Genomic DNA, 18,877 nt, shown 5'->3' on the forward strand with positions numbered 1-18,877 from the left:
CCCCCAGATGGCGGACGGCCGCGCCCACGGCCGGCGCCTGCCGGGCCTGATGGTGCACGCCTGGCGGATCGACCCACGCGAGTACGCCCGTCATGAGGCGCGGAGCGGCCGCCGGTACGCGTTCGAGCGGGTGGCCGACGTGGGACGCGTCCGCTCTCGGCCTGCGCGTCGTCATGATCGCGGACGCGAACGCGGCGCCCCGCGACCGGGAGCACAACGCCACGCTGCACACCGTCTACCGCTCCTTCGGCGACGTCCGTCCCGCCGCCGACGTTCTCGCCATGATCAACGCGGGCTAGGCGCGGTTTTGTCAGCAGGCGCGCAATCGGAGGGGCGCGCAGTGTCTGTTTTGTGAGCAGCGGTGGCGGGCGGGTCTACCTAGGCTCTGCCAGGACGGCCGGGGCCTGGACCCCGGGATTCGCCGCGGCGCTGGGGGACGCCCGCAGGAAGGACGGCCATGAGCCCGCACCCCCTCACCCCCCGCCGACGGCGGCGCCTGGCCGCCGGGGTGGCGCTGACCTGCGCCGCACTGGCGGTGCCGGCGGCCGCGTCGGCGCCGTCCGCGCGGGCCGACGCGCTGCGTCCCGACCGGATCACCGTCACCGTGGACGGCGCGCCCGCCTACCGGCTCGACGGCGACCTGCGCTCCGGCGGGATCACCGTCACCGAGGCCACGCCCGACTACAACACCAACAAGGTGCAGGGGCAGGGGACGCTGAGCGGCGCGAACGGCGGGACGGCGACCGTCCGGTTCGGGCTGTCGCGCACCCTCGCGGGCCTGTCGGGCACCTTCAGCCTCGATGACGCCGGAGTGCAGATCTCCGCGACCGTCATCAGCGGCGTGCAGACGCCCTCGGACGGCACGGTGACCTGGCAGGGCCAGGGGACCGTGAAGCTCGGCGGAAAGACGAGCACCCGGACGGTCGGCTTCACCGTCCAGGACCGTCACCCCGACCCGGGCGACCACGCGATCCACCTCGTCCACGCGGGGCAGGCGCGGGTGGCGATCCTCCGGCTGCCCGACGGCTACGACGGCACGCCCCTCCCGGCCCTGTTCCACTTCCCGGGCCTGTTCGAGACGCCGCTGTTCGCCGAGTTCTACGGGCGCATGGCCGACTACGCCAAGACCCGCGGCTTCATCATGATCACCCCGGAGCACTACGGCACGGGCTGGCAGGGCGTCGCCGGCGGCCAGCCGGGCGCCGACGTCGACGACCCGGGCTTCGTGTCCGCGCTCCAGGACGTCCTCGTCCAGCGCTTCAACGCCGACCCGCGCCGGCTCTACGCCTCCGGCATGAGCAACGGCGGGTTCTTCACCAGCAAGCTGGCCTGCGAGAACAAGCGGTTCGCCGCCTACGCGCCGGTCTCCGGCCAGCTCGGGGACCAGGCCGCCTGCCACCCCGGCCGCACCGTCCCCGTCCTGATGATCCACGGCGACGCCGACCCGATCGTCCCGTACTCCACCGCGACGGCCGCCGCCCCGTTCTGGGCCCGCAACAACGGCTGCGCGGCCACCACGACCGACACCGACCTGCCCGACACGCACCCGGACGACGGCACCACCGTCACCAGGCACGACTACGACGGCTGCCCCGCCGGCGCCCCGGTGATCCTCTACCAGATCAAGGGCGGCGGCCATAACTGGCCCGGCGGCACGCCCTACCTGGGGCCGCTGCTCGGCGGCACCACCGAGGACATCGACGCCAACGCCGTCATCTGGGACTTCGTCTCCCGCTTCCGTCTCGGCTGAGCCGGCCGCCGCCGACGGGCCGGAGACGGGCGAGCACGTCGCGGCGGCCCCGGGCGGTCAACCCGATCCCGGTGGCGGCGTCGATCCCGATCACGCCGGTGAGCAGGCCCAGGACGGCGCGGGCCGGGCCCTCCAGGACGAGATCGGGATCGGCGGCGCGTCCGGCGCGGGCCCGGACCTCCCCTCCGCCGATCTCGATCACGGCCTCCTCGCCGGACGCGACGAGCTGGACGACCGCCGGCGGGGCGCCGGGGTCGGCGTCGGCGGCGAACCAGGCGGGGGCGTAGGCGAGCCAGTGCGCCTGGAACGCGTCGTCCGGGCGTTCGGCCTCCATGAGGCGCAGCCCCCACAGCCCGAGCGCCTTCAACACCGGCTCCAGCGCCAGACCGTCGCCGGTCAGGGCGTAGAGGACGGTCGCGACGGGCGGAGGCGCGTCCCCGCGGCTGATCAGCCCGGCGTCCTCCAGCTCCTTCAGGCGGGTCGACAGGAGGTTGGTCGCGACGCCGGGCAGCCCGTTCTTCAGATCGGTGAACCGGCACGGGCCCCGCAGGAGCAGCTCGCGGACGATCAGCAGCGTCCAGCGGTCGCCCACGACGTCGAGGGCCCGGGCGATCGAGCAGTACTGGCCATAGCTTCGCACCCGCCGAGCCTAACGCCGCGCGGTTTACTATAGAAACCATCGAGTTGAAAAATTAAACTGGCACGATGACCTACGAAGAGACCGGCGTCGGCCGGACGATCGACCGGCTCCTGCGCGCGCACCCCGGCCTCGACGCCACCGCCGACGGCGCGCTGGACGACCTCGACCAGTTCCACATCGGCGGCGCCGACGCGGTCGACCTGCTCATCGGAAGCCTCGCCCTCGCCGAGGGGGAGACCGTCCTGGACGTCGGCTCGGGCTTCGGCGGCCCGGCCAGGCAGATCGCCCGCCGCACCGGCAACCACGTCACCGGCATCGACATCACCCCCGCCTACGTCGGCGCCGCCCGCGACCTGACCGCCGGATCGGGGGTCCGCGACCTCGTCCGGTTCCAGGTCGGCGACATCGCCGCGTTCCATCCCGACCCGCTGTTCCAAGCCGCGATCACCGTGCACGTCCAGATGAACGTCCAGGACAAGACGGCCTGGTTCGCGCACATCGCCCGCTGCCTCGCGCCCGGTGCGCGCCTGGCCGTCTGGGAAGCGTGCGGGCCGGGTGAGGCCGGCCTGCCCTGGCCGATGCCGTGGTCGCTCGACGGCACCGACAGCTTCGTCGTCACCGCCGACTCGCTCCACGCATCGATCGAGCAGGCCGGCTTCACCACCACCGAATGGACCGACGAAACGGCCTGGGTCCGGAGCTGGATGGCCGAGACGTTCGCCGACGGCCTGCCCGCCGGCCCGGTGCTGCCGATGCTCCTGCACGACGGCTACACCCGCGTCATCAACTACGCCACCGCACTCACCGACGGCCCCCTCCGGATCTGGCGAGGATCCTTCGTCAGAGCCGGCTGAGAGTGCCCGTCCCGGCGGCCTCGACCAGCCGCTTCGCGGCCACCATCGCCCCGTCCGTGGGGATCGTGCGGGCCAGGGCCTGGGCCCGTGCCCGGGTCTCCGGGGCCAGGGCCGTCCCGAGTGCGGCCGACAGCGACTCGAAGGTCGGCACCGGACCGTTGTGCGCCGCGCCGACGCCCAGTTCGGCCACCCGCGCGGCCCAGTACGGCTGGTCCGCGATCCGGGGCACCACGACCTGCGGCGCACCGGCCCGGGCGGCCGTCCCCGTGGTGCCGGCACCGCCGTGGTGCACGACGGCCGCGACCCGGCGGAACAGGGCCTGCTGGTTGACCTCCCCGACCACGAAGCAGTCGTCCCCGTCGTCGACCGGGGCCAGACCAGCCCACCCGCTGGCCAGGAGCACGCGCCGGCCCCGCGCCCGGCACGCCTCGGTGGCCACCCGGGCGATGCCCTCCGGGGCATGCGCGGCCATGCTGCCGAAACCGACGTACACCGGTGGTTCCCCGGCGTCCAGGAACGCCTCCAGCCCGGCCGGGAGCGGGCGCTCGTCGGGCAGGACCCACGCCCCGGTCTGGACGAGGTCGAAGTCCGTCATGCCCTGCGAGGGGCACAGCACCGCGTCCGCCGCCAGCCACGGCCGGCCGGCGAAGACGTGGTCGCGGACATCGTCCACCGGCGGCAGGCCGATCGCCGCCCGATGGTCATTGAGCGCCTCGCCGTACAGCGCGTTCACCCGCTGGGCGTCCGCCTTCCACAGCACCCGGTTGTCGGTCTCGCCCTCCGGAAGCGGCTTGCCCGGCCGCGACCCCGGCGGGAAGTGCCGCGACGGCAGCCCGAATATGTGGAAGCAGGCGAACACGTAATGGATGCCGAGCTTCTCGGCCACGTCCCGCGCGCCGGCCGGCATCAGCCCGGTCGCCAGCAGCGCGTCGCATCCCTCGGCCGCCGCGGAGAGCGTCTCGAAGCGCGCGGCGACCAGCTCGGGAGCGAGCCGGAAGGCGTCCTGCGCCGACGGCGGCTTTGGACCGGCGACCACCGAGCGCACCGTGGGGCCCAACGGCACCAGCGGCACGCCGGCCCGCGCCAGCAGGTCCGCGAACTCCTCGTCCGGCGGCGCGCAGACCCGCACCTCCGCACCGAGTTCCCGCAACCGCATCGCGAGCCCCGCCAAAGGCTCGACGTCCCCGCGCGACCCCCACGTCGACAGCACAAAACGCATATCGCTGATCCCCCGTTCCTGCCGCTTCCGGTCTCGGCCGCCAATGGTGAGCCATCACCCGGGTCTTGCCGCAAGCCCCCAGGGGCGCTGTAACCTGAAAGTGGCAGGGAGCGGCCTCTCCCTGCTTCTGCTTTTCCAGGCCCGCGCAGCGAAGCCGAGGCAACCCCCGACGGCGCCTCCGCCGAGAAGAGGGCCCTCAGAGCCAGGCTCCGTCCGCCCCCTGGCCGCACCGCCCGCCCACATAAGAGGCCATAACCAAATGTGTAGGTAGCACCACATGTGGTGAGGGTCGGTGTGGTGTAGGTGGGTGTGTATCTGAAGGGCGGCCCAAAACCGGGCCGAGCCCGGTCGGCGGGGCTCCCAACACCGCGTGCTGACCGACGGCCACGGCATTCCGCTCGCCTTGTCGTTGACCGGCGGGAACCGCAACGATGTCACCCAGTTGATGCCGCAACTGGAGGCGGTGCCACCCGTCCACGGCCGGGCCGCACCGCCGAAAAGCTGGGCGGCTGCTGGCCGACCGCGGCTACGACCACGACAAGTACCGGCTCCTGGTGTGGGCCAAGGGCATCAAGCCGGTCATCGCCCGCCCCGGCACCCACACGGGAGCGGGCTGGGCGTCCACCGCTACGTCGTTAAGCGCACCATCGGGCTGCTGCACTGGTTCCGCCGCCTCGATGGGCCAAGCGATGGAGACGAACCGGTGGTGTGGGGGGTGGGTTTACGCGGCCCAGTTGGCGGTGGTGTCGGGTGGGCCGATCGTGCCCGGTGGCCCGCTACCCGTCCGGGATCTTGATCGGGCGTCCGGCGGTGGGAGCAGCCGGTACACATATCGCCCGTCGAGGTCTTTGCTGATGCCGATCTGGTTTGGGCTGGTGTGTTTGAAGCGGTTGTGCCATCCGCAGGTGAGGGCGAGTTGGTCGATGTCGGTGGGGCTGTTTCCCAGGGCCCAGCCGTTGACGTGGTCGACCTCGCACAACGTCCCGGGGATCTCGCACTCCCGCACCGCGCACGTCGGATACAGGGTTTCCAGGACCTGCCGTTGGGCAGCGCTGGCGAACCGCTCCCGATACCCCAGGTACAGCGGTGTGTGCCCCCGCCCGAGCAGGAGGGGTGACACTCCTGCCGATAGGGCGATGCGGCGGGCTTGGGCGGCGGGGATCGGTGTCCCGTCGGTGAGACGGGCGGGAGCGTTGCCGCCGGTGAGGGTGTCCAGGTCGCAGATGACGGTGACCTTGGTGGCCTTGTGCCCGCCGGACAGGACGCTGGACAGGGCGGCGGCGGTGCGTTCGCCGACGTCGCGGGTGTCCTCGGGCCCGGCTGGCTTGGCCAGCGGAGCCAGAGTCCCGTCCCAGATTGCGGCGTCTTCGGCGTTCAGCCAGCCCTTGATGTACCGGCCGCCGTCCAGGGAGCCGGTACTGGTGATCCACGACTTGGCGTACCCGCGCTTGGCGTCCTCGCCGGGTGCGGTGTCGGTGCCGTCGCGTTCGGCGATGACGTCGCAGATACGGCGGCCGAACACCCCCACCTTCGCCGCCGAGAACCCTTGGTCGACGAACCCCAGCAGGGTGGTCTCGGCTTCGGCGCAGTCGCCGTCCTCCAGCCTGGCCACACTCTGCGCAACCGTGGCCGCATACCCATACGACAACTCCCCGGCCGCCAACCGCTCCGCGACCTGCGGGAGGCGGTGCCGCTGCCGGGCCAGGATCAGGCGTTCGGTGGTGCGGTTCTCCCGCATGCCAAGCCGGGACCGCAGCCATGCCCGGGTGGAGGGGTACCCCCACCGCTTCTGTTCACCTGTGACATCGACGCGGCGGATGAAACCGGCGAGTGCGCTTTCCTGGATATCGCAGGTGGCGGCCAGCGTCTCGGTGAGTTCCAGGCATGCTGCTGCTGATTCGGGGACGTCTCGAGTGGCGAGTTCAGCGGCGATCGCTGAGACCGCGTTCACCAATTGCATGGTGGACGCGGCCTCCAGGTCGACCGTCACTGATTGCATAGGTAAAGCGTACCCTAAGTGGCTGGCATTCGCGGCTTGAAAGGGATCGTATTCTGTGGCTCCGGGGATAGGTATGGCTGGGTATACCTCCGGCGCCTCAGGCCTGTGCAACCGTTTGTTACTTGTTTTGCTGACCCTTCGTGTTGAGTGGGCGTGCTGGGGTCGGTGCTTTGTCCCCAATGGAGTGGAGCGCATGGTGCGCGTCTATCTTTTGCTCGTCTCGCGCGAGGCACGCGAGCCTGTTCCGCCGGTCGGTCTGCGGGCGACGCGGCGTGCGGTGCGCGAGGCGTTTCCCGTGCCGCAGGACGTGATCGCGGCGGTCGAGTGGTCGGCCCCGGACGGTCAGGTCGCGATGTTCGGCTGGTCGAACGAGCCGGGGCACGAGCTGCTTCCCGAGACCGTGGTGCAGGGGGCGGGGCACCGGCTCGGATACTGCGGCTATCTAGCGGAGCCGAAGCGGGACGGTGACCTCCTGCTCACCGAGCCCGACCTCGGTGCGGCGGTGAGTCCCGTGGCGTGAGGGTCGTGGGCAGCCGGGCTTTGCTGGTTCATCTGGTGGCGCGGGCGGTGGAGACCGGGTTGGAGGACCCGGAGGTCGATATCCCGGTGCGCGGACGAGCGTCCGGCAGCAGCCTCTGCCGGAGGCGCGGAAGACGCCGGGGCGCGCGAAGGACCGGCGGAGGTTGATCGGGCCGCTCGCCGAGGCGCTGGTGGACGCGGCGGCGCCGCTTGGGCGGCATCCCGAACCGGTTGAGCTGGTGCTGTCGGGCGGACGGGACAGCCGGCTGATGGCGGCGGTGCTGAAGGCCGCCGGAGTCCCGTTCACCGGCGCCACCCATGGGTTCGCGGACGACCCGGACGTCGTCCTCGCCCGGCGGGTGGCGGAGGAACTCGGGATCGAGCACCACGTGGACCTGACCGTCCCCGAAGGGCACAAGGAGTCGGTGACCGTGCGCGCGGACGCACGACATCGTGCGGATGTGCGAGGGGATGAACTCGGCGTACGAGAGCGTCAACAGGTACCGGCCTTTCGATCCGGTGCCGAGGACGTCCGGGTCCGACGGTGAGACGTTGCGCGGCGGCTTTCTGTACGACCAGGACGACGTCAGCGCGGACGGCCTCCGCGGATGTTCGGCTCATCTTCTTCGCGGTGGAGCGGCTGATGACCGGGGAGGCGAATGCCGAGCTTTATTTGTACTATCGCACCGGCCGGTGGATCGTCGGGTCGCACACCGCCACGCTCATGAACGCGCCCTATTACCACCCGTTCTTCGACAACAGGGTGGTGCGGGAGGCGCTCGGTCTCGCACCGGAATGGCGGCGCAGCGAATTTCCCTTCTACCTGCTGATCCGGGAACTCGCGGGGCTGGCGGACGTCCTTCGACGACGGCTACGCGGTCGCGGACGCGCTGCGCGATGCGCCGAAGCGGTGGGCGAAGCGTCCTGATGCGGGGGGGGGGGGGGGAGTGGCGGCGGCCCCTGCCGGAGCTTCCGCCGGTAGTGATCCCGATCCCGGGCTGAAAGGCGTCATGCCGGGGCGTGCCGCCGCCACCCGGTCAGGACGGTGCCGGTGACGACGAGGGCCAGGCCGCATCCGGCGGCGATCAGCGGAAGGCCCGTCGGGATGCCCAGGTAGGTGGTGATGCCGAGGATGCGCGACAGGCCCCAGGGGAGCAGCGCCATCTGGTCGTTCCAGATCGTGAGTGCGCGCTCCAGGCCGATGGCCGCGATCAGGCCGCCGAGCACCGCCAGGGGCGCGCCGGCGCTGATCAGCGTCACGCCCGTCGCGCGCCGCCGCGACAGGGCGCCCCGCGAGGTGAGGAGCGCGACCGCGAGTACCCAGAGGAACGCCGCGAACGCGACGGTGATGTAGAACGAGCGCAGCGCGGGCGCGGTCCAGAAGTCGTACCAGTAACGGCCCGGGCCGCGTCCTACCAGCGCGAGCAGCAGGATCGCGGTGCGCAGCAGCGCGGCGCCGCCGACCGCGGCGCTCAGCGCGAAACGGTCGCGGCCGTGCGTGAGCCACCGCAGCGCGGCGGCGAACACCGCCCAGGCGCCGAGGGTGAGGACGAGATGTGCCGGCGCCGCGAACCAGGTGTGAACCGCCCGGCTGAGGACGAGCATGGCGGCGGGCAGGAGCCAGACGAGCGTCCGGTCGACCCGTCCCGCCGGGGCGACCGTGCCGGCCAGCCACGGTCGCGTCATTCCCAGCCAAAGGGCGCGCAGTGCCGCCGAACCGGGCGCGCCGTGCAGCAGCCGCTGTCCCGGGGATGTGCCCAGCACGGCGGCGGCCACCAGAGCGAGCAGCAATCCTCGGGCCAGCCATGCCATCGCGATGTCGCGGTCCGCGCGGTGCATGCCGATGTTCGCGGCGGTGAAGTTGTACGCCGGTAGCGCGACGTTGCCGCCGTACCGCCGCTGGTGCGCCCGGGCATCTTCACGGAATTGCTTCTCGGCCGCCTTCCATTGGGCTTTCGCCTTGGCCGAACCGGTGTCGAGCCATTGGACGTGCCGCAGCGTCATGGCGCGGTACGAGGAGAGCGTGGTGAACAGGTCCACCTCGTAGGCCATCGTGTCGGCGAACTGCTGCCGCAGCCGAGGATCACGCCAGGACGAGGCGGGCGTCGCGTCGATGAGCGCCCGCATCCGGCGGGCCAGCGCCACCGCGTCCCGGCCCTCGGTGATCGCCTCGCCGATCCTCGGCCTGGCGACCCGGTAGATCGTGTCGAGCGCCGCGGAGTCCCCGGTGACGATGTCCCACTCGAAGATCCACATCATCGGCGGCGGTTCCAGCCCGAGGGCCCTGACCCGGTGGCCGGCGTAGGGGCCGATGTAGAGGCCGTCTGTCACCATGCGCCGGGACGACGCCATGACCTGCGCGATCGCCGACACGGTCGCGGGATCGGCGGAGAACGTCTGCCGGATCCAATCGCGCGTGGCCGCCGCTGTGTCGAGGTCCGGGTCCCAGGCGAGCCGCGCGGTCAGGTAGACGTTGACGTCCCACATCTGCCAGAACCCGGTGCGCAGGTAGAGGGTCATCGGGCCCGCGCGCAGTGGGCCGCCGTCCTGCGTCCAGTCCCATACGCCGACGATGTTCGGGTTCGCGGCGAGCAGCGTCCGCAGGGCCCGCTGTTGGAGGTCGCCGAGGTCGTTCGGCAGCGCCCCGAACCCTTCGAATTCGCGCCGCGCCTGGAATTCCACGATGCGCCGCTGCCGCCCGGTCGAAAGCGTCGTGTTGAGAGGAAGTTCGCTGTAGAAGTCGCCGAGGCCGTATTTGGTCGAGACGATCAGATGGTCGTCGTCGATGCCGTCCAGCACTTGGTGATAGGACGCGGGATCGGTGTGCATGTCGCCGACCGCGCCGACCCCGACGCTCCACGTGCGGAAGATCAGGTCGCGGTCGTCGGCGTCCGCCTGGGCGAGCAGCGCGGTGAGCATCGCGCGCACCTGCGGGACGGTCGTCACCCTGATCTCGGAGCGGTAGTCCCAGCCGGCGAGCTTGTAGGTGCCGCCGCCCTCGCCGATCCGCACCATCGCCCCGTCCGCGTACGGCAGGGCCGTGAACAGTTCGTGCAGACCAGCGCGGTAGACCGACCACAGCCTGGGGCTGGAGGTGTCGATATCGCCGAGGTAGCGCTTCAACGGCGGAGAGAGCGCCAGCATGTCGGTCTGGAAGAACACTTTCATGCCCATGTCGTGGGCGTACTGCCAGATCGGCCCGAAAACCGAGCGCATCGCCCGCGCCCGAGCGATATGCGCATCGCCTTCGCGGTAAACGGCGTGGCCGTTGCCCACGCCGTCGAAGGTGACGTATTCCAGGAAACCCGGTACGACGACGCCGTTGTACCCGTACGCCAACGCGTGGTCCACGAACTGGCGGAACTGTGCTCCGATGCGTCCGGCGGCCTCGGCGTCCACCCAGGGGGCGTGCCCCAGCAGCGCCGGACCGACCGCATCTGTGTTCAGCCCGTAGTCCGTGCCCTTCGCGAATTCGGCGCTATCGGCCTCCAGGCCCACCGATCCGTGGTCGGTCAGCCGCAGCGGCAGTCGCGGTGCGACGACACGGCCATTCTCGGCCGCGGAAAGCACGGCCGTGCCGGAACGGATCCGGTCGGCGACCGCGTACAGGCCGTTGGCCGCTCCGGCGATGTCCGCCGCGTCCAGCACATACCCGTGACCGCGGCTTCGCAGCCGGAACGCCTGATCAGCACCGCCGGACACAGCGCCGGGCAGCGACCGGGCCAAGCGCACGTCCAGCACCGCCCCGCCGGCCGATCTCTTCTCGACGACGCGGGGCTTCGGGCGCCCGCGTCCCTCCAGTGCCGATGCCACGGACTGGGCCGCGAGCAGTATCCGCCTGCGTTCGAGCGCGGTTCCCGACGCCGGCAGCGACACGGTGTCCAACTCCGGCGCCGCGACCAGGCCGGCCACCGGCGCGGCCCGCGTCGCCTCCGCCGGCACCGCCGCAGGGGCGGACTCCAGCCCCAGCGCACCGTTCACGCCCGCCGCGACCAGGACGCCCGCGACGAGCACGACCAGCGCCGCGACCGCGAAGGGCCATCGCCGCGTCCGCGCGCCACCACCCTCGTCCGGCACGGCGCAATCGTAGATCAACCCGGCACGTTCCTTCTCCGCTCCGCCATTGTCGCCGGAAAGCGATCGGGTCGCGTCTTCCCGGGCGTTGTGGCGAGCCGGTGTGCCTCCGGTCGGATTCGAACCGACACTTCGACTCTTTTAAGGAGTTGGCCTCTACCGTTGGGCTACGGAGGCGGGCGGTGATGTCACGGACCGGAGCGAGAGCCGGCCGGGCGGGTGCGGGCGGATCAGGCCGCCCCGGCCGAATGGCTGCGTCGCGTAATCGCGCAATGGCCGGCCGTGGCCGGATCGCGCTTTCCCGGGATTCCTCGTTCGAGCATGGAAACCACAGTGCCCTAGAACGCGCTTAGCTTCCGTATATTTTCTGTATAAGGTAAAAGTGCACACGGGGGACCGGCTGGGGACGCGGGCGAATGCCCGGCTCCGCCGTCGCCGGTCGATCGGGGGGCCGCCAATGGAGTTCCGGGTGCTGGGCCCGCTGGAGGTCGTCGCGCACGGCCGGCGGCTGCATTCGGGCGGTCCCCGGCAGCAGGCCGTCCTGAGCGCGCTCCTGCTCGAAGCGAACCGGGTGGTGCCGGTCGACCGCCTGGTCGACGCGGTGTGGTGGGGGACGCCGCCGCCCTCGGCGACGGCCAACGTCCGCGGGTACGTCGCCGGGCTCCGCCGCGTCCTGCGCAGGACGGGGCGGCCGTCGGAGCGGCTGGTCACCCGCGCGCCCGGCTACCTGCTGAGGGTCGAGCCGGGTGAACTGGACCTCCACTGCTTCGAGGAGCTGTTCGCCCGGGGGGAGGCGGCGCTGCACGGCGGGACGCGGCACCGGGCCGCGCGGGACTTCGAGGCCGCGCTGCGCCTGTGGCGCGGGCAGCCGCTGGAGGCCATGCGGCTGGGCGGCGCGTTGCAGGCCGAGGTGCGGCGGCTCGAGGAACGCCGCCTCCTGCTCATGGAGCGGTACGCCGACACCTGCCTGCTGCTGGGACGCTCCGACGCGCTCCTCCCGGACCTGCGGCGCCTGGCCGCCCGGCACCCGCTGCACGAGGGGCTGTGGGAACGCCTCATGCTCGCCCTCTACCGCGTGGGCCGCCCGGCCGACGCGATCGAGGCGTACGCGCTGGTGCGCGGCCGTCTCGCCGACGAGCTGGGCATCGACCCCGGCGTGCGGCTGCGGCGGCTCGCGCAGCGGATCCTGAACGCCGACCCCGGCCTGGACGGCGCCGTCCAGGGCGAACCCGGCCCAAGGGAGGAACCCCGTCCGCGCGGGGCGGACGTGTCGTGCCACCTCCCGATGGACATCGCCGAGTTCACCGGCCGGGCGGACGAACTGCGCCGGCTCGGCGAGCTCGCCGATTCCGCCCGCGGCGGCACCGCGCCGACCGCGGTCGTCATCGAGGGCATGGCCGGGGTGGGCAAGACCCGGCTGGCCGTCCGCGCCGCGCACCAGATCGCGCGCCGGGGCCGGTTCGGCGAGGTCCGGCTCTTCGCCGACCTGCACGCGGCGGACCCGCGGCACCGCCCCGCCGACCCGGCCGACGTCCTGGAGACGTTCCTGCGGCTGCTCGGGGTCCCCGCCGCGGCCGTCCCGGACGGGACGGAGGGCCGGGCCGCGCTCTTCCGCGCCCGCCTGCACGGGCGGCGGGCGCTGCTCGTGCTGGACGACGCCGCCGACGAGGAGCAGGTGCGGCCGCTGCTGCCGGGCGACCCGTCCTGCCTGGCGCTGCTGACCAGCCGGCGCAGGCTGGCCGGGCTGGACGGCGTGCACCGGCTGGACCTCGGCGTCCTGCGGCCGGCGGAGGCCGCCGGCCTGCTCAGGAAGGTCGTCGGTGCGGACCGGGTCGACGCCGATCCGGACGCCGCCGCGCGGATCGCCGCGCGCTGCGGCGGGCTGCCGGTCGCGTTGACGCTGGCGGCGCGGCGGCTGCAGACGCGTCCCGCGTGGTCGCCGGCGGGGTTCGCCGAGCGCCTCGGCGACGACCGGCGGGCCCTCGACGAGTTGAGCCTTCGCGACCGCTCCGTCAGCGCGACGTTCGCGCCGTCGTACCTGGCCTTGCCCGAGGAGCGGCGGCGCGTGTTCCGGCTGCTCGGGCTGCATCCCGGTTCGACGTTCACCGCCGCCTCCGCGGCGGCGCTGGCGGGCGTCCCGGTGGCGGACGCCGAGGAGGCGCTGGAGTTCCTGCTGGACGAGCATCTCCTCGAACACGCGCCGGAGGGCCGCTACCGGTTCCACCCGCTCCTGCGCGCCTACGCCCGGCAGGTCGCCGAGGCGGAGGAGGAGCCGGCCGAACGCGCGGCGGCGGTGGGCCGCGTCGTCACCTGGTCCGTGCGCGCCGCCGAACGGCGGCCCGGCGCCGACCCGCGCCGGCTCCCGATCGGCGCCGGCACTCCGGGACGGGCCGGCCGCGCGGGCCGTCCGGACCCGGTCGCCTGACGGCGGCGGCGAACTCCGGGCGAGCCCTGCCGGCGACGGTGACTCAGGCGGTCACCTTGTCGAGGAAGGCGTGGAGGTTGCCCTGGGTGCGGGCGATCTTCTCCTCGACGGTGAGGGACTCGTCGAGGTCGCCGCCCACCGCCGCCTGCTTCTTGCCGCGCAGGTAGAGCGGGCAGGCGAGGTCGGCGCAGAAGTACTGCCCGACCGTGTTGCCCTGGCGCCCGGCCTCGCCCGTCCGCCGCGCCGTCATCAGGGCGACGCCGCCGCTGGAGTGCGTCGTCAGGCACAGCGAGCACATGCTGCGGGAGGTGAAGCCGCGGAACGTGCCGGACGATCCGCGCAGCGCGATCCCGACGAGGCGGCCGTCGCGCTCGGCGACCAGGTACGCCCGCCCGGCCGCCCCCGGATCGCGCCAGCCGAGGAAGTCGAGGTCGTCCCAGGGGCGTTCCGCGAGGTCGCGGGGGAGGCCGAGGCGCTTGGCCTCGCCCTTGGAGCAGTTGACGAAGGACGTGCGGATGTCCCGTTCGGTCAGGGGTCTCATGCTCGCGACGCTAGTTTCCCTAGAGCTATTAGGCAAATAGTTAATCATCCTAGGGTGGTCGGGCGCCGGGGTCCGGGCGGTCGCGCCGGGACGGGCGGGCGGCCCGGCGGGATAAGATTGTGAGGATAGCTAACAATCTCCGCGGGGCGATGGGGAGGAACGCGAACTGCTGCCGGACGACGCGCGGCCGAGGGGCCTGGAGGCCCTGCGCCGCATGAAGAGGTCGTTGCTCGCCTGGGATCTCGGCCTGGCGCGCCTGCAGGCCGCGCGGCGGATGCTGGTCAGCCTCCCGGCCGGGATGGCGGCCGGGTACGGCGTCGCGGAGGCGCTCGGCGAGCCGGCGTTCATCGGGCTCATGCTCGGCACGCTGCCCGCCATGCTGACCTCGCTGCTGATCGCCGACAACGGGGTGGGCCGGGCGACGGTCCGGTCCGCGGTCGTCTACGTGCCGTTCGTCATGGCGCTCTACCTGAGCATGACGCTGCACCCGCACCGGTTCCTGGGGCTGGCGGCGCTCGTCCCCGTGCTCTTCACGCAGTTCTACGCGGCGCGCTTCGCGCCGTGGGGCAACGACGCAGGCGCCGTGCTGTTCGCGGGGTACCTGAGCGGCCTGCTGCTGCCGATGCCGCTGACGGAGTTCAGGCCCATGGCGGCGATCGCCGCGGCCGGGCTCGCCGCGTCCATCGCCGCCCGGCTCGCGCTGGCCCGTCCCGCGCCCGCCAAGGCGCTGGCCCGGATCCAGCGGGCGTTCCTGGCGTGCGCCGCCGACGTGACCGGCGCCGCCGCCGACCTGCTGGACGCCCCGGACACCGGCTCCGGCCGCGAGCGGGCGCTGCGGCGGCTGCGGCGCAGGCAGGCCCGGCTGAACGAGTGCGCCCTGGTCGCCGACGGCCTGCTGGCCCGGCCCGGCACCACCGGGGAGGCCGAGCGCCTGCACCGGCTGCTGTTCGAGACCGAGCTGGTGGTGCAGGCCGTCGCGAGGGCCGTCCGCGAGCTGGACGACCACGATCCGCCGGGCGACCTGCGCCGCCACGTCACCGCCGCGCTCCGCTCCCACTCCGCCGGCGGCCTGGGGGAGGAGTACGCGGCCCATGACCTGGTGGGCTGGCTGGACCGGCGGCGGGCGAGCGGCCCGCCCGCCGATGTGGGCACCTCCTCGCTGGTCCACCACCTGGCGGTGCTGCTGACCGACCTGTCGCGGACGTCCCGGACCTGGGTGGACGCCGGGCGGGCCGCGCCGGGCAAGGGCGAGGAGGCGCCGTTCCAGTCGCCGGTCGTGCTGAGCGCCGGCCAGGCGGTGCTCGGGTCCGGGCCGGTCGCCGAGCAGATCCTGGCCTCCGGCGGCCCCGGCGGGGGGTGGCGCCGCCTGCGGGTGTCCCCGCACCTGCGGACCGCGCTGCAGGTGGCCGTCGCGATCTCGATCGCGGTCCCGGTCGGCGACCTGATCAGCGGCCGGCGCTTCTACTGGGCCGCGATCGGCGTCATGATCATCTTCACCGGGACCAACACCACCCACGAGCGGGTCCGCAAGACCGGGCAGCGCGCGCTCGGCACCGTCGCCGGCGGGGTGCTCGGCGTCGCGTCCTTCGAGCTGCTCGGCGCCGACCACCCGTGGATCAGCCTGCTGCTGGTGATCGCCGGGCTGACCGTGGGCGCCTACTCGATCGCCTCGCACTACACCTGGTGGGTGATCGGCCTCGTCGTCGCGCTCGTCCAGCTGTACGCGTTCACCACCGACTTCCACACCTCGCTGATCGTCCTCCGGCTCGCCGAGAACATGGTGGGGGCGCTCACCGCCGTGCTGGTCGGGCTCGTCCTGCTGCCGATCGGCACCCGCAGGATGATCGACGAGGCGGTCCGCGCGCATCTGGCCGCCGTCCGCGACCTGATCGCGGACGCGGGCGCGCAGCCGTGGGCGGGCGGGGACGTCCGGCTGAGCAGCGCCTCGCGCGCCGTCGACCAGGCCCTGTTCCGGCTGAACACGATCATGCGGCCGATCGTGCGCCGGCCGACCGGCGGCGCTGGCCGCGCCGACGCCGAGACGCTGATGGCGCTGACCACGATCACCGGGTACGTCCGCGAGATCGCCGCCGCCCCGCCGGCCGTGCCCGCGCAGGCCGAACGGATCCTGCACGCGGTCACCACCCGGATGGCGCTCTCCCTGGACGCGCTGATCGGCGCGTTCGCCGGGGAGACCGGCGGCGTGTGGCGCCGCTCGGGCGAGGCCATCGACCGCCTCGACCAGGCCCTGGTGCACGATCCGGACGCCCTCGTCCTGCGCAACCGCCTGCAGTTCCTCGCCCTCACCGACGACGCGCTCGCCACCCTCGCCGAGCGGCGGGGCATGCGGGTCATGGGCATGGAGTACGCGAAGGTGGCGCCCGAACGCCGCCTCCAGCTCGCCTCGCTCCGCTCCCGCCGCCGTCTCACCGGCATCCGCTGACCGCCGCCGGGGTCAGGCGGGCGGGCGGCCGGTCAGGCGGGCGGTGAGGGCGCCGGCCGTCCGCCGGACGCCGGCGGCGAGCGCGGGCCAGGTCTCGGGGGGATGCCGGTCGCGGCGGAAGGTGATCGTGACGGCGGCGGCCGGGTGCCCGGTGTGGTCGAACGCGCAGGCGGCGATGCTGGCGAAGCCCTCGGTGATGTAGCCGTCCTCGGACGACCAGCCGCGCCGGGCGTCCTCGGCGAGGACGCGGCGCAGCTCGCCGAGCGAGCCGGGGCCCTGCCCGGTGCGGTTCACGAAGCGGCCCGGGAACAGGGCCCTGACCTGGGCGGGCGGCAGGTGCGCCAGGAGGGACAGGCCGCTGGCGGTGAGCTGGGCGGGCATCCGGACGCCGACGTCGGTGACGAGGGTCGCGTGCCGGGGCGGCTGCTCCTTGAGCAGGTACAGCGTCTCCGCGCCGTGCAGCACGCCGAGCTGGGCGATCTCGCCGACCCGGTCGACGAGGCGGCGCAGCAGCGGGCGGGCGAGCCGTTCGAGCGGCTCGTGGCGCAGGTAGGCCGAGCCGATCTCGAAGGCGGCGACGCCGAGGCCCCAGCGGCGCTCCTCGGGGATGGCCGTGACGAAGCCGTCCTCGGCCATCGCCGTGAGCAGGTGGTACGTGCTGGAGCGCGGCAGGTCCAGGGCGCGGGCGATCGCGGCGGCGGGCAGCGGGCCGGGCGCGGCGGCCAGCAGGCGCAGCACCGCCAGCGCGCGGCGGACGGCCGGGACCTGGCTCATACCGCCAGTGTCTCGTATCCGAGACAGAAACGGCGGTCCGGCCCTGCCCCCGGCGGCCCCTGCCGGGTGGAATCGTGGGTATGGGTTTCGTCATGGCAGACAACAGTGTTCGGGTCGGTCCGGATCCGCTGTCGTTCGAGCAGGTCGCGGCGGTGGCGCGGGACGGCGCGGCGGTCTCGCTGACGGACGAGGCGCTGAAGCTGATCGGGGAGTCGCGGGCGCACATCGAGGAGCTGTCGTCGCGCCCGCTGCCGGTCTACGGGGTCTCGACGGGGTTCGGGGCGCTCGCGACCCGGCACATCCCGCCGGAGATGCGCGCGCAGTTGCAGCTCAACATCGTCCGGTCGCACGCCGCCGGGTCCGGGATGGAGGTCGAGCGGGAGGTCGTCCGGGCGCTGATGCTGCTGCGCCTGCACACCCTCGCGACCGGGCGGACGGGCGTGCAGCCCGTCACCGCGCGGACGCTCGCCGGCCTGCTGAACGCGGGGATCACGCCGCAGGTGTTCGAGCACGGCAGCCTCGGCTGCTCCGGCGACCTCGCGCCGCTCGCGCACGTCGCGCTCGCGCTGATCGGCGAGGGGCAGGTGCGGGACGCGTCCGGCGAGCTGAGGCCGGCGGCCGACGTGCTCGCCGAGCACGGCATCGCGCCGGTCAAGCTCGGCGCCAAGGAGGGCCTCGCCCTCCTGAACGGGACCGACGGCATGCTCGGCATGCTCGTCCTCGCCGTCCGCGACCTGCACAGGCTGCTCACCGCCGCCGACCTGGCCGCCGCGATGTCGGTCGAGGCGCTGCTCGGCACGGACCGGGTGTTCGCCGCCGACCTGCAGGAGCTGCGGCCGCATCCGGGGCAGGCCGCGTCGGCCGCCAACCTGCGGGCCCTGCTGGCCGCCTCCGAGATCATGGAGTCGCACCGCGGCCCCGACTGCACGCGCGTCCAGGACGCCTACTCGCTGCGCTGCTCGCCGCAGGTCAACGGCGCCGCCCGCGACACCCTCGCGCACGCCGAGCTGGTCGCCGGCCGGGAGCTGGCGTCCGCCGTCGACAACCCGGTGGTGCTGCCGGACGGCCGGGTCGAGTCCAACGGCAACTTCCACGGCGCCCCCATCGCCTACGTGCTCGACTTCCTCGCCATCCCGACCGCGGACGTCGCGTCGATGTCGGAGCGCCGCACCGACCGGATGCTCGACAAGGGCCGCTCGTCCGGGCTGCCCGCCTTCCTCGCCGACGACCCCGGCGTCGACTCCGGCCACATGATCGCCCAGTACACGCAGGCCGCGATCGTCTCCGAGCTGAAGCGGCTCGCCGCCCCCGCGTCCGCCGACTCCATCCCGAGCTCGGCGATGCAGGAGGACCACGTGTCCATGGGCTGGAACTCCGCCCGCAAGCTGCGCCGCGCCGTCGACGGCCTGACGCAGGTGGTCGCGATCGAGATCCTCACCGCCGCGCGGGCCCTCGACCTGCGCAGCCCACTGCGCCCGGGGCCCGCGACCGCCGCCGTCGTCGCGAAGCTGCGGGAGGCCGTCCCGCCGCCCGGCCCGGACCGCTACCTCGCGCCCGAGATCGCCGCCGCGACCGCCATGGTCCGGGACGGCTCGCTCGTCGCCGCCGCCGAAGCCGTCACCGGCCCCCTCTCCTAAGG

At 73.2% G+C, this 18,877-nt stretch carries 15 protein-coding genes and 1 tRNA gene; 9 read left to right on the plus strand and 7 right to left on the minus strand.

Going from position 1 to position 18,877, the window contains the following annotated elements:
- Positions 1–92: 92 nt before the first annotated feature.
- Both ACA514_RS41340 and ACA514_RS41345 read left to right on the plus strand, forming a co-directional pair.
- Entirely contained in the window at positions 93–299 is a 207-nt protein-coding gene (locus ACA514_RS41340; RefSeq protein ID WP_375046814.1) for a hypothetical protein, read from the plus strand.
- Positions 300–457: 158 nt separating this feature from the next.
- Complete coding sequence (locus ACA514_RS41345) at positions 458–1,750, plus strand: alpha/beta hydrolase family esterase (RefSeq protein ID WP_375046816.1); 1,293 nt, start codon at positions 458–460, stop codon at positions 1,748–1,750.
- Here the strand turns inward: ACA514_RS41345 and ACA514_RS41350 are convergent.
- A complete protein-coding gene (locus ACA514_RS41350) occupies positions 1,713–2,390 on the minus strand; it encodes a winged helix-turn-helix transcriptional regulator (protein WP_375046818.1) in 678 nt (225 codons plus the stop codon). The genes ACA514_RS41345 and ACA514_RS41350 overlap by 38 nt on opposite strands.
- A 65-nt stretch (positions 2,391–2,455) precedes the next feature.
- Here ACA514_RS41350 and ACA514_RS41355 point away from each other — a divergent pair, with 65 nt between their 5' ends.
- The gene (locus ACA514_RS41355) at positions 2,456–3,244 is read left to right on the plus strand and encodes an SAM-dependent methyltransferase (protein ID WP_375046820.1); all 789 of its coding nucleotides are present in this window, start codon (positions 2,456–2,458) and stop codon (positions 3,242–3,244) included.
- Here the strand turns inward: ACA514_RS41355 and ACA514_RS41360 are convergent.
- A complete protein-coding gene (locus ACA514_RS41360) occupies positions 3,231–4,463 on the minus strand; it encodes a glycosyltransferase (RefSeq protein WP_375046822.1) in 1,233 nt (410 codons plus the stop codon). The two genes, ACA514_RS41355 and ACA514_RS41360, sit on opposite strands and share 14 nt — an antisense overlap.
- 721 nt (positions 4,464–5,184) lie before the next feature.
- Complete coding sequence (locus tag ACA514_RS41365; protein WP_375046824.1) at positions 5,185–6,462, minus strand: DUF222 domain-containing protein; 1,278 nt, start codon at positions 6,460–6,462, stop codon at positions 5,185–5,187.
- A gap of 193 nt (positions 6,463–6,655) precedes the next feature.
- Between ACA514_RS41365 and ACA514_RS41370 the strand changes: the two genes are divergently transcribed.
- From ACA514_RS41370 to ACA514_RS41380, 3 genes are all read left to right on the plus strand, one after another.
- Positions 6,656–6,982, plus strand: coding sequence for a hypothetical protein (locus ACA514_RS41370; RefSeq protein ID WP_375046826.1), 327 nt, complete (start codon positions 6,656–6,658; stop codon positions 6,980–6,982).
- 163 nt (positions 6,983–7,145) lie between these two features.
- The gene (locus ACA514_RS41375) at positions 7,146–7,529 is read left to right on the plus strand and encodes an asparagine synthase-related protein (protein ID WP_375046828.1); all 384 of its coding nucleotides are present in this window, start codon (positions 7,146–7,148) and stop codon (positions 7,527–7,529) included.
- A gap of 83 nt (positions 7,530–7,612) precedes the next feature.
- Entirely contained in the window at positions 7,613–7,909 is a 297-nt protein-coding gene (locus ACA514_RS41380) for a hypothetical protein (protein WP_375046830.1), read from the plus strand.
- An 80-nt stretch (positions 7,910–7,989) separates the two neighbouring features.
- Here the strand turns inward: ACA514_RS41380 and ACA514_RS41385 are convergent, their stop codons facing one another.
- A complete protein-coding gene (locus ACA514_RS41385; protein ID WP_375046832.1) occupies positions 7,990–11,058 on the minus strand; it encodes a hypothetical protein in 3,069 nt (1,022 codons plus the stop codon).
- A gap of 101 nt (positions 11,059–11,159) precedes the next feature.
- Positions 11,160–11,232, minus strand: a tRNA-Leu gene (locus ACA514_RS41390).
- 292 nt (positions 11,233–11,524) lie between these two features.
- Between ACA514_RS41390 and ACA514_RS41395 the strand changes: the two genes are divergently transcribed.
- Positions 11,525–13,480, plus strand: coding sequence for a BTAD domain-containing putative transcriptional regulator (locus tag ACA514_RS41395; RefSeq protein ID WP_375046834.1), 1,956 nt, complete (start codon positions 11,525–11,527; stop codon positions 13,478–13,480).
- A gap of 43 nt (positions 13,481–13,523) precedes the next feature.
- On the opposite strand, the gene ACA514_RS41400 is transcribed toward ACA514_RS41395, so the two are convergent.
- Entirely contained in the window at positions 13,524–14,021 is a 498-nt protein-coding gene (locus ACA514_RS41400) for an FBP domain-containing protein (protein ID WP_375046836.1), read from the minus strand.
- 214 nt (positions 14,022–14,235) lie between these two features.
- Here ACA514_RS41400 and ACA514_RS41405 point away from each other — a divergent pair, with 214 nt between their 5' ends.
- A complete protein-coding gene (locus ACA514_RS41405) occupies positions 14,236–16,464 on the plus strand; it encodes an FUSC family protein (RefSeq protein ID WP_375046838.1) in 2,229 nt (742 codons plus the stop codon).
- A gap of 12 nt (positions 16,465–16,476) precedes the next feature.
- On the opposite strand, the gene ACA514_RS41410 is transcribed toward ACA514_RS41405, so the two are convergent.
- Complete coding sequence (locus tag ACA514_RS41410; protein WP_375046840.1) at positions 16,477–17,238, minus strand: IclR family transcriptional regulator; 762 nt, start codon at positions 17,236–17,238, stop codon at positions 16,477–16,479.
- 92 nt (positions 17,239–17,330) lie between these two features.
- Here ACA514_RS41410 and hutH point away from each other — a divergent pair, with 92 nt between their 5' ends.
- Positions 17,331–18,875 (plus strand): histidine ammonia-lyase, encoded by a 1,545-nt coding sequence (hutH, locus tag ACA514_RS41415; RefSeq protein ID WP_375046842.1) that lies wholly within the window; start codon positions 17,331–17,333, stop codon positions 18,873–18,875.
- Positions 18,876–18,877: the final 2 nt, after the last annotated feature.

It is taken from the genome of Actinomadura sp. NTSP31 (genome assembly GCF_041951385.1).
Taxonomy (GTDB): Bacteria; Actinomycetota; Actinomycetes; order Streptosporangiales; family Streptosporangiaceae; genus Spirillospora; species Spirillospora napierensis.